Raw genomic sequence first — 513 nt, forward strand, 5'->3', positions numbered from 1 at the left:
ACTTCACATTCATTAAAACAAGATAATCAAATTCAGTGATTAATGAACCCATTGAAGATATAAAAAATCCGTAATAAACCCGAATTGCTAGTTAATTTCATTGGAAAATAAATAAGTCGTGCTATCCTAATCTTAAACCACTAAGCATTAGAAAGCGGACGACTTATATATAATAGCACACTTCCAAAAGTTTTTGTTTATTTACTGACAACCATTGAGACGCTTTATCAAACGAGGGTTCCCCTTTGAGGTTCAAAACCGAAAGAACGTCCATCTCGCAACATCAGATTGCTTAGTTATCGCTTGTTACCTATGGGGCGTACTGCATTTTAGTGAAACGCTTAAAGCTAAGCACCAAYTKGCTCAAAGTTTATTTCCTAATTTCCTAGAATATTATCGCTTTGTCCGCCGTTGTAATGCCCTCTTACCGAGTATCCAAGTCATTCGCCAAGCACTCGTCTTTAAAGAGGTTGAAGGAATGAGTGTATCCATTATTGACAGCTTCCCCATTCC

The 513-nt window shown here is 37.2% G+C and carries 1 pseudogene; it reads left to right on the forward strand.

Annotated features, from left to right (window positions below):
* Positions 1-165: 165 nt before the first annotated feature.
* Positions 166-513: pseudogene (locus LA04_RS23190) on the forward strand (IS982 family transposase); the annotation flags it as partial.

This window comes from Enterobacter sp. UCD-UG_FMILLET (assembly GCF_000762975.1).
Taxonomy (GTDB): Bacteria; Pseudomonadota; Gammaproteobacteria; order Enterobacterales; family Enterobacteriaceae; genus Enterobacter; species Enterobacter dykesii.